Genomic DNA, 10,196 nt, shown 5'->3' with positions numbered 1-10,196 from the left:
CTGGCGGCGGCGATCTGGCACAACTGGGAGACCGGGGCCCCGGTCAAACGGTCCCTGATCGCCTACGACCACTGACAACATCGGAATCACTCATCTAGGCTGGTTGACCGTGCGAGAGCCCCTGATCGTCGTCGGCGCCGCCATCATCCGTGACGGCCGCGTCCTGGCCGCCCAGCGCGCCGAACCCCCCGCCCTGCGCGGTCGCTGGGAGTTCCCCGGCGGCAAGGTCGACGACGGGGAGACACCCGCCGAGGCGCTCGCCCGCGAGTGCCGGGAGGAACTCGGCGTCACCGTCCGGCCCCTGCATCCGATCGGCTCCGACGCCCCCTTCCCCGCCCCCTCCGCGGCGCGCGCACGCGACGCCGTGCTGCGGCTGTGGCGGGTCGAGCTGGTGGAGGGCGAACCCGAACCGCTGGAACACCTGTCCCTGCGCTGGCTCGCCGCCGCCGACCTGGGCGACCTCGACTGGCTGCCCGCGGACATCCCCTTCCTGGAGCCGCTCGCACCGTTGCTGGTCGACCCATCGTGACCGGGCTGACCTGCACGTTTCCCCACCAGACACCTCTTACCGCATAAACTGGCGACGGGCCGTGGCACTCTGCGGTCTCTACCCAGTACCAGGAGATCGAGACTTTCCCATGTCCAGCGCCATGCCCGTCGAGGGCTCCGCACGCCGCAGCGACATCCGCAACGTCGCCATCGTCGCCCACGTGGACCACGGCAAGACGACCCTCGTCGACGCCATGCTCTGGCAGTCCGGTGTGTTCCGTGAGAACCAGGACGTCGACGACCGCGTGATGGACTCCAACGACCTGGAGCGCGAGAAGGGCATCACCATTCTCGCGAAGAACACGGCCGTCCACTACACCACGCCCGAGGGCGAGGACGTGGTCATCAACATCATCGACACCCCCGGCCACGCCGACTTCGGCGGCGAGGTCGAGCGCGGCCTGTCGATGGTCGACGGCGTCGTCCTGCTCGTGGACGCCAGTGAGGGCCCGCTGCCGCAGACCCGCTTCGTGCTCCGCAAGGCTCTGGCCGCCAAGCTCCCCGTCATCCTCGTCATCAACAAGGTCGACCGGCCCGACAGCCGGATCACCGAGGTCGTGGACGACACCTACGAGCTGTTCATGGACCTGGACGCGGACGAGTCGCAGATCGAGTTCCCGATCATCTACACCTGCGCCCGTGACGGCAAGGCCTCCCTGGAGCGCCCCGAGAACGGCCAAATGCCCGACAACGACAACCTCGTCCCGCTGTTCAGCACCATCCTGGACACCATCCCGGCGCCCGAGTACACTCCCGGCGCCCCCCTCCAGGCGCACGTCACCAACCTGGACGCCTCCCCGTTCCTGGGCCGCCTGGCGCTCGTGCGCGTCCAGCAGGGCGAGCTGCGCAAGGGCCAGCAGGTCGCGTGGATCCGCGCGGACGGCACCACCCAGCAGGTCAAGGTCACCGAGCTGCTCATGACCGACGGCCTGGAGCGCCAGCCCGCCGAGAAGGCCGGGCCGGGCGACATCGCCGCCATCGCCGGCATCCCCGACATCATGATCGGTGAGACCCTCGCCGACCCCGAGGACCCGCGCCCGCTGCCGCTGATCACGGTGGACGAGCCCGCCATCTCCATGACCATCGGCACCAACACCTCGCCCCTGGTCGGCAGGGTCAAGGGCGCCAAGGTCACCGCCCGCCTGGTCAAGGACCGCCTGGACCGCGAACTCGTGGGCAACGTGTCCCTGCGTGTGCTGCCCACCGAGCGCCCCGACGCCTGGGAGGTGCAGGGCCGCGGTGAGCTTGCGCTGGCCATTCTGGTCGAGCAGATGCGCCGGGAGGGCTACGAGCTCACCGTCGGCAAGCCGCAGGTGGTCACCCGCGTGGTCGACGGCAAGACGCACGAGCCGGTCGAGCGTCTCACGGTGGACGCGCCCGAGGAGTACATGGGCGCCATCACCCAGCTGCTCAGTGTCCGCAAGGGTCGCATGGAGAACATGGTCAACCACGGCACCGGCTGGGTCCGCATGGACTGGCTGGTCCCCTCCCGCGGCCTCATCGGTTTCCGCACCGAGTTCCTCACCGAGACCCGGGGCACCGGGATCGCCCACCACGTCTTCGAGAAGTTCGAACCTTGGTTCGGCGAGCTGCGCACCCGTCCCAACGGCTCCCTGGTCGCCGACCGCGCCGGGGCCGCCGTGGCGTTCGCGATGTTCAACCTCCAGGAGCGCGGCACACTGTTCGTCGAGCCGACAACCGAGGTGTACGAGGGCATGGTCGTCGGCGAGAACTCGCGCTCCGACGACATGGACGTGAACATCACCAAGGAGAAGAAGCTCACCAACATGCGTTCGGCCACCGGTGACGAGCTCGTGCGACTGGTGCCGCCGCGCAAGCTGTCCCTGGAGCAGGCCCTGGAGTTCTGCCGCGAGGACGAGTGCGTGGAGGTCACCCCGGAGAACGTGCGCATCCGCAAGGTCGTCCTCGACCAGAAGGAGCGCGCCCGGATGACCGCGCACAAGAAGCGCCAGCAGCAGTAGGTTCTGCACCCACCCGAGGGCGGCCGGTGCCACCGGCCGCCCTCGGCGCGTTTCTCGGCAGGTCAGGAGGGTAGACCGCATAGAGCGATGAAGTCGGAGCCCTCGTGTCCTCGATGCGGGCGCCCGGTCCAGCCTCCGGGGCTGTGGACCAGCGCCTGGCAGTGCGACGTCCACGGCTCGGTGGCGCCCCTCCAGGGGGTCAGAGCCCCCGGGAAGAGCAGCCTCGACGCCCTGCTTCCGCAGGCGCGGGTACCGATCTGGGTACCGTGGCCCCTGCCCACGGGGTGGGTGGTCACCGGGTTCGCGGAGGTCGGTGACGAGCGCAGCGGCGTGGTGGGCGCGGCGGTCGCCCTCTCCGGACCCAATCCGCTCGGCGGCATCGGCGAGATCGTGATCGTGGCCGAGGACCCAGGCGTGGGCCTCGGCGCGCGCATGTCCGGGCTGGAGGGGCCCGACCCCGGCGACGGGTTCGACTCCTCGGCCGCCGACGCCAAGGTCCGCTTCGACGGCCACGAGATCGCCCTGTGGAACCTCGACGTCGGCCGCGACCGGGCGGTCTACGCGGGCGAGGCCCTCGCCCACTGGCTGTGGTTCGTGTTCGCCTCACCGGACACCGCGCTCCTCATGTGCGAGATCAACGCACTTCGGGACCTACGCGACATCAAGGACGGCGGCGTCGCCTTCGAGCCGCCGTTCGGGGCGCTCAGTCCCTTCCTCACCCGGGGCCTGGCCCCCCAGGACTGACCTCCGGCGACCGGGTCTGAATACAATCGGCCGGTGACCCGAATCGACCTGCACTCCCACAGCTCCGTGTCCGACGGGACCGACACGCCCGCCGAGGTCCTCGGGTACGCGGTGACCGCCGGCCTCGACGTCCTCGCCCTGACCGACCACGACACGGTCGGCGGGATCGCGGAGGCGGCCGAGCACGTCCCCCCGGGCTTCGTCCTGGTCCCCGGGATGGAGCTGTCCTGCGCCTTCGCCGGGTCCAGCGTCCACCTGGTCTCCTACCTGTTCGACCCCGAGGCCCCCGGGCTGGCCGCCGAGTTGCGGCGGGTCCGCTCCGACCGCGCCTCGCGCGCGGAGGAGATGGTGGCCAAGCTGCGCGCGCTCGGCGTCGACGTCTCCTGGGAACGGGTCCTGCGCATCGCCGGGGCGGGCCACGACGAGTACGCCGACGCCAACACGATCGGCCGCCCCCACCTGGCGCGCGCGATCGTGGAGGCGGGTGCGGCCCGCGACGTCCAGGACGCCTTCGACCGGTGGATCGGGTCGGGCGGCCCGGCCTATGCGGCGCGCTACGCCCTTGATCCGGTCCGTGCCGTAGGGCTGGTGCGCGCCGCCGGCGGCGTCTGTTCCCTGGCCCACCCGGGCCGAGCCGAGGGTGCGCTCAACGGCGCGGTCCCCGTCGACCTCGTCGAACGCATGGTGGCCGCGGGGCTGGGCGGGATCGAGGCCGACCATCCCTCGCACAACCGGGCGCAGACCAAGGAGTGGCGGGGTGTGGCCGCCGACCTGGGCGTGGTGGTCACCGGGTCCAGCGACGACCACGGGAGCCTGACCGGACACCGGTTGGGCTGCCGGACCACCGCGCCAGAGGCCTTCGAGGAACTCGTGGCCCCGGCGACCGGCGCCGCGCTGATCCGAGGATGACCCGCGTGCCCGGCCTGCGTGTTCGATACGGTACGGACCACTGCCACAGGGCGCGACAATGGTCGCGGAGAACTACCCGAACCTGGACGATTCGAAAGGTCTGACGCCGTGTTCTGGAAGCGGAAGCCGAAGATACAGGACGGCCAGGAGGCCACCGACTCCGCTGCGGAGGCGGCGGTGGAGGTCGAGGACGAGGCCGTGGAGGCCGAGGACACGGCGACGGTCCCGGACAACGAGGGCGAGCGGGACTCCGCCGCGGAGCCGGAGAGGGACGCCGCGGAGACCGAGGAGGAGAAGGAGTCCGGGGACGGGGCCCCCGCCGATATCTTCGCCGACGACTCCGAGGAGGTCGGCGTGGTCGGCCCCGACGGCGACGGCATCACGCGCGTGCGCACCAAGGGCACGTTCGAGTTCGACGACCGGACCTACGAGGTCGTCAGCAACACCTGGATCGTGCGGGCCGACGACGAGGGTGTCGTCGTCATCGACCCTGGGCACGACCCCGAAGCGATCCTCAAGGCCGTCGGCGAGCGCGAGGTCTACCTCGTGGCCTGCACCAACGGCTACGCTCCGCACATCGAGGGCGCTCTCCGGGTCGCCGAGGAGGCGGAGGCGGACATCGCCCTCCACCCGCGCGAGATGCGCGCCTGGCGCCGCCTCCACGGCGCGAGCACCGCCCCGAGGTCGAGGTCGAGGGCCAGGGCGCCTTCGACATCGGCGACCTGCACATCGACGTCCTGGCGCTGCCCGGGACCTCGCCCGGCACTGTCGGCTACTACATCAGCCGGCTCGGCGTGGTCTTCAGCGGTGACACCGTGCGCAAGGGCGAGCCCGGCATGGTCGGCGACACCTACATCGACTACACGACACAGCTCGCCTCCATCGGCGAGGGCCTGCTGTCGCTGCCGCCGACCACCCGCATCCTGCCCGACCGGGGCCCGTCCACCACGTCGGGCGCGGAGAGCACCAACTTCGACGCCTGGGTCTGACCCGGGCCGGTTCCCGTCCGCCGCGCCGCTCCGGCGGCGCGGCGGATCCTGCGGGTTCGTTCGGGGACGTCGGGGTTTCTGGGGACGGGACCGCGCCGCGGGCGTCCGTTGAGGGCGTCGGCCCCCGTCGCGCGCGGCGCCCCATGGGCGGCGGGCGGACGCCCCGAGCGGACACGGCTAGCGGCGGCCCACGGACTCCGTCGCGTTCCAGAACGAGGTGAGCGCGCTCGACGTGGTCTCCGGAGCCTCCACGTTGGGGGAGTGCCGGCGCCGGGCACGACCAGGCGCTCAGCGTCGAGCCGTTGTGCCATCTCGGCTTGCTCGTCCGTCGACCAGGTGTCGTCGTTCTCGCCGTACAGCACCAGCGTGGGCAGGTCCAGGGCGGTCAGTTCGTCCACCCGGTCGGCCGTGCCCAGCAGGTCCTCGGCGGTACGCATGAGGCCCGTCGCGCTGCTCGACAGGAACCGTCGGCGCAGGAAGTCGTGGATGCGCGCATCGTTGGTGCGCTGCCACGCCTCGGAGTCGAACTGCTCGTCCCACAGCTCCCGCAGCGCTCGGCCGAGGGGTCCATGGACAGGGCGGCGATGAGGTTGCGGGCGCCGGTCGCCCGATCGCCCTCCAACGCTCCGGGGCCGCTGCACATGAGCGTGAGCGAGGCCAGGGACACGCGCTCGGCGAGGGCGGTCTCCCGGACCACCAGCCCGCCGAAGGAGTGTCCGACGACGTGGACGGGGGCCCCTTGGCCGACCTCGCGGACGACCTCGGCGACGACCGCGCCGAGGGAGGAGAGCCGGTAGTCGGGGAGTTGGACGTCCGGAGGCGCGGTCAGCGTCTCCGGACCGGGGGACTCGTAGGTTCCGGGCAGGTCGATCGCCACGACCTCCCGGCCGACCTGTGCCAGGCTCTGGAGGAGGGCGATGAAGTCCTCCTTGCTGCCGGTGAAGCCGTGCACCAGGACGGCGGGAGCCAGTTCGGCCCCTCCGGCGGTCGGCAGTGCGCGCAGGGCGGCCACCGGGCCGTGGGACAGGTGCAGGTCCACCCGCCGCACGCCGGGCGGCGGGTCGAGGAACGTCGGTGTACTCACGTCGGGCAACCCTAGGGCATCCCCGCCCACCCGTCCGCCACCTGGGCGGACGGCAGACGGTCAAGGGATCAGGTGTTCTCCGGGTCCCGGCGGGCGGCGCTGGCGCCACCTCGGGTGCGGCGGCGACGGCGGACCCGCTTGGCGCCCTCCTCGCCGGAGGACTGCGTGGTGGAGCGGGCGGGCGTGCTGGGCGCCTTCTCCGCCGGGGCGTTCTCGGCGGGCGTCACGCTTCTGCCGCCGCGGGTACGGCGACGCGGACGCCTCCGGCTCCGGCCCTCGCCGCTCGCGTCCTCACCGCGCGAGCCCTCGCCACGGCCTCCCTCGCCGCGGCCACGGCGTGCGCCGCGCTCGGCACGGGGCCCGCCGGTGTCGCCGATGTCCTCGACCTCCTCGGCCTCCAGACCGGCGTGCGTACGCTTCTCGACCGCGAGCTTGCCCTTGGTGCCCGCGGGGATGTTGAGCGCGCCGAAGAAGTGCTCGGAGGTGGAGTAGGTCTCCTCCGGGTCCGGGAACGGAAGGTCCAGGGCGGCGTTGATGAGCTTCCACCGCGGCATCTCCTGCCAGTCCACGAAGGTGACGGCGGTGCCGCTGCGCCCGGCCCGGCCGGTGCGGCCGATCCGGTGGGTGTAGGTCTTCTCGTCCTCGGGCGTCTCGTAGTTGACGACGTGCGTGACGTCGTCCACGTCCAGGCCCCGGGCGGCCACGTCGGTGGCGACCAGGATGTTGATCTTGCCGTTGCGGAACGCCCGCAGGGCACGCTCGCGCTGGCTCTGGCCCAGGTCGCCGTGGACGGCCGCGGCGGCGAATCCGCGCGACTTCAGGTCGGTGGCGACCCGGTCGCAGGTCCGCTTGGTCTGGCAGAAGACCATGCTCTGACCGTGGCCCTCGGCCTGGAGCAGCCGGGCCAGCATCTCGATCTTGTCCATCTGGTGCGTGCGGAACGCGTGCTGGGCGATCCGGCCGGTGATGGAGGAGCCGTCGATCTCGTCGTCGTCGCTGGCGCGCACGTGGGTGGGCCGGGTCAGGTACTTGCGGGAGAGGGCGACGATCTCACTCGGCATGGTGGCCGAGAAGAGCATGGTCTGGCGCTCTGACGGGGTCCTGGTCAGGATGCGCTCGATGTCGGGGAGGAACCCGAGGTCGAGCATCTTGTCGGCCTCGTCCAGGACCACGGCGGAGACCTGGTCCAGCCGCAGGTGCTTCTGGTTCTCCAGGTCCAGCAGGCGGCCGGGGGTGCCGACGACGACGTCCGCGCCCTCCTTGAGCCCGCTGATCTGCGGTTCGTAGGAACGGCCGCCGTAGACGGTCAGGACACGCAGGCCGTTGCGCTTGCTGGCGGTGGTCAGGTCCGCGGCCACCTGGATGGCCAGTTCACGGGTGGGGACCACGACGAGGGCGCGGGGACGCTTGGCCGAACCGGGCTCCGCCTGGGCCCGCTGGAGCAGCGGGAGCCCGAAGGCGAGCGTCTTGCCGGTACCGGTGCGGGCCTGCCCGATGATGTCGTTGCCGCTCAGGGCGATCGGAAGGGCCAGCTCCTGGATGAGGAAGGGCTCGATGATCCCCTCCGCCTCCAGCGCGTCGACGATCTCGGCGCTCAGGCCGAGATCGCGGAAGGTCGTTCGGGGCTGTGTGGTCTGTTGTGTGCTGCTCAGGGCTCAAGCCTCCATCTTGGCGGGCCGAGGCGTTGGCGTGGCCGCGGCGCGGTGCGGTCGCGGGCGGCTCCGGGCCGCCGCGTAGGGCGCGGCTCACCGCTGCTCCACCTTCCGGTGAGGGGCGCGGTGGCGCTGCCGTCTGGATTGGCGCGGTGTGGGCCATGCCCGTCCGCATACCGGTTCCATCCGCAGTTCTGTCGTGTACGAGGGGTCCGTCCCCGCGTGTGAGGGGCGCTTCGAGGGCCGCTGTGTTCCAGACCGGCGCGGATCGCCGTGCCATGGTGGCCGGGTGGCCGTCCCCGAAGGGGCGAGGGCTGGTCTGGTCGTCTGCACACGCCGGTCATCACGCAGAGTCTAGCCGGTGCCTCACCCGGTGGACATAGCAGTTCGCCGGGGTTGTGGACGGCCGGGGACCTACCCGCTTCCCAGCCGGTGCAACCGTGGTCGCGACGGGTTTAGTCCCCGGGGTGGTCCTCGGACTGCCGCGGGAGGTCCCCGGTTCGGTCCGCGGGGGACCGGACGCTACGCTGACGGGCATGACGCAAGGCGCTTCTGCCGACCCCGGTGTGATCGACCTCCTCGGGCTGCTCGCCTACGCCGAGCTCGGCTCCTTCTTCCGGCTCGCCGACGACGCCGGGCTCGCTCCGACCCTGCGCGCGAAGGGTCAGCTGGCCGCCCTCGCGGCCACGGAACAGGCGCACTACCAGGCGCTCCGCGACCGTCTTGAGGAGCTCGGCGCCGACCCGGAGGAGGCCATGGCGCCGTTCGTCGCGCCGCTGGACGCCTGGACGGAGCGGACCGAGCCGAAGAGCTGGCTGGAGAGCCTGGTCAAGACCTACATCGGTGACGGTATCGCCGGTGACTTCTACGCCCGCGTCGCCGGGCTGGCCGACGACGAGACCCGCGTCCTGATCGAGGGCGTGCTCGCCGAGACCGGCCGCGCCGAGTTCGTCACCGAGACCGTACGCGCAGCGCTGGAGGAGGACCCCAAGCTCGCGGGTCGCCTGGCCCTGTGGGCGCGGCGACTGGTCGGCGAGGCCCTGAGCCAGGCGCAGGCCGTGGCCGTGCAACGCCCCGAGCTGGCCACGTTGCTCGCCGGGGGCGCGGAGGGCGAGGACCGGCGTTCGAGGAAGCCCTCCGGCACGGGCGACCTGGCGGCCGTCAGTAGGATGTTCGCCTCACTGACCGAGGGGCACGCCGGGCGTCTGCGCGCGATGGGGTTGGCGGACTAGTTCCGCCGGACAGGGGCTCTCGCGGGTCCCGCGGATCGCCGTGGAGTCGTCTTCAACACTTTCATGACGATTCCTTGGTGCGTGCACGTATAGTCGATGACGTTTCCCGTCTCCTGACCACGCGAGTAGGTACTTCCATGCCCCGTGGGACCTCCGTGCGCCACCCGCTGGCCGGACTCACCCGTGACTTCCACAAGATCGGTCCGCTCGACGCCGCCATCGAGCCCGGCATGGCCGCTGAGCTGGATCAGCACGCCGCGGAGGTCTCCGCGGCGATCATCTCGTCCGGCCGGAGCGTCACCGCGCGCAGCCTCGGCACGTACCTGCACGGTTTCCTCGACGGTTGCCTGGAGCGCGGGTGGGACTCCGAGGCGGTCGAGTACGACTGGGAGACCCTCCGAGTCCTCGCGATCTGCCGCCTGGCCAAGGAACGGGGCTTCGTCCGCTAGGTTGGTGGCATCCGCGGGCGGTCGCCCAAGCGAGGACACTCGCTGTGACCGGTCCCACCCGTTCTCCAGCGAAAATCCGGATCCCGGCGTACGCTGAAGGTGGCTGGCGACGATCAGAGGCCGATGTGCGGCCCCGTCGCCGAAGCTGGCCCAGGGCCCCGCGGAAGGCAACGTGGGATGCGCGGTACCGGTCCGGAGGGTCCGGGCGCCGCGACTGGCGGAGCGGCCCGCAGAGCCGCGAGAAAGGAATCCGAATGAGGAGCGGTCGGCATGGGGCGGCGCGTCCACCGGTCGGCGTCCTGATCCAGCAGGATCGCGTCGACTTCGCGCTGTTCGCACTGATCATCGTCGTCGCGCTGGTGTCGATGGTCCTCACCGGACCGGGCAGCGCGGTCTTCTGGCTGGCGTTCGTCCCGATCATCGCCACGGGCGTCCTCGCGTTCCGGAGGATGGAGCACCTGTCGCGCCTGGAGCTGCGCGACTCCGAGCTGCTCTGACGTCCGCGCCGGTCCCCCGGCGTCCGGGCACGACGCGAGGGCGGGGTCTGACGGCCCCGCCCCCTACCTGCATCCCTCCGGCCGACTGACGCGGCCGCGGGCCCCGCGC

8 protein-coding genes and 2 pseudogenes are annotated in these 10,196 nt (G+C 71.6%); 8 read left to right on the top strand and 2 right to left on the bottom strand.

The window, feature by feature from the left end; genetic code table 11:
* The first annotated feature begins 109 nt into the window (after positions 1–109).
* The 5 genes and pseudogenes from BJF83_RS13510 (at position 110) to BJF83_RS13490 (ending at position 5,173) form a co-directional block, all read left to right on the top strand.
* Positions 110–529 (top strand): (deoxy)nucleoside triphosphate pyrophosphohydrolase, encoded by a 420-nt coding sequence (locus BJF83_RS13510; RefSeq protein WP_075926586.1) that lies wholly within the window; start codon positions 110–112, stop codon positions 527–529.
* Between the two features lie 109 nt (positions 530–638).
* Positions 639–2,531 carry a translational GTPase TypA gene (gene typA / locus BJF83_RS13505; RefSeq protein ID WP_075926578.1) on the top strand — a complete coding sequence of 631 codons (1,893 nt, stop codon included), beginning with the start codon at positions 639–641 and terminating at the stop codon, positions 2,529–2,531.
* A gap of 87 nt (positions 2,532–2,618) precedes the next feature.
* Complete coding sequence (locus BJF83_RS13500) at positions 2,619–3,275, top strand: DUF6758 family protein (protein ID WP_075926577.1); 657 nt, start codon at positions 2,619–2,621, stop codon at positions 3,273–3,275.
* 33 nt (positions 3,276–3,308) lie between these two features.
* A complete protein-coding gene (locus BJF83_RS13495; RefSeq protein ID WP_075926576.1) occupies positions 3,309–4,184 on the top strand; it encodes a PHP domain-containing protein in 876 nt (291 codons plus the stop codon).
* Between the two features lie 108 nt (positions 4,185–4,292).
* Positions 4,293–5,173: pseudogene (locus BJF83_RS13490) on the top strand (MBL fold metallo-hydrolase).
* Positions 5,174–5,350: 177 nt separating this feature from the next.
* Here BJF83_RS13490 and BJF83_RS13485 read toward each other — a convergent pair.
* A pseudogene (locus BJF83_RS13485) lies at positions 5,351–6,257 on the bottom strand (alpha/beta fold hydrolase).
* Between the two features lie 68 nt (positions 6,258–6,325).
* The gene (locus BJF83_RS13480; protein WP_075926574.1) at positions 6,326–7,855 is read right to left on the bottom strand and encodes a DEAD/DEAH box helicase; all 1,530 of its coding nucleotides are present in this window, start codon (positions 7,853–7,855) and stop codon (positions 6,326–6,328) included.
* A gap of 590 nt (positions 7,856–8,445) precedes the next feature.
* Here BJF83_RS13480 and BJF83_RS13475 point away from each other — a divergent pair.
* The 3 genes from BJF83_RS13475 to BJF83_RS13465 all read left to right on the top strand — a co-directional run bounded on the left by BJF83_RS13475 (position 8,446) and on the right by BJF83_RS13465 (position 10,087).
* Positions 8,446–9,141 (top strand): ferritin-like fold-containing protein, encoded by a 696-nt coding sequence (locus tag BJF83_RS13475; RefSeq protein ID WP_075926585.1) that lies wholly within the window; start codon positions 8,446–8,448, stop codon positions 9,139–9,141.
* 137 nt (positions 9,142–9,278) lie between these two features.
* Positions 9,279–9,590, top strand: coding sequence for a DUF6401 family natural product biosynthesis protein (locus BJF83_RS13470; protein ID WP_075926573.1), 312 nt, complete (start codon positions 9,279–9,281; stop codon positions 9,588–9,590).
* 254 nt (positions 9,591–9,844) lie between these two features.
* Positions 9,845–10,087: a hypothetical protein gene (locus BJF83_RS13465; RefSeq protein WP_075926572.1), complete on the top strand. Its 243-nt coding sequence runs from the start codon at positions 9,845–9,847 to the stop codon at positions 10,085–10,087.
* Positions 10,088–10,196: the final 109 nt, after the last annotated feature.

The organism is Nocardiopsis sp. CNR-923 (assembly GCF_001942255.1).
Classification (GTDB): Bacteria; Actinomycetota; Actinomycetes; order Streptosporangiales; family Streptosporangiaceae; genus Nocardiopsis.
This window is presented reverse-complemented; position numbering and strand designations above follow the sequence as displayed.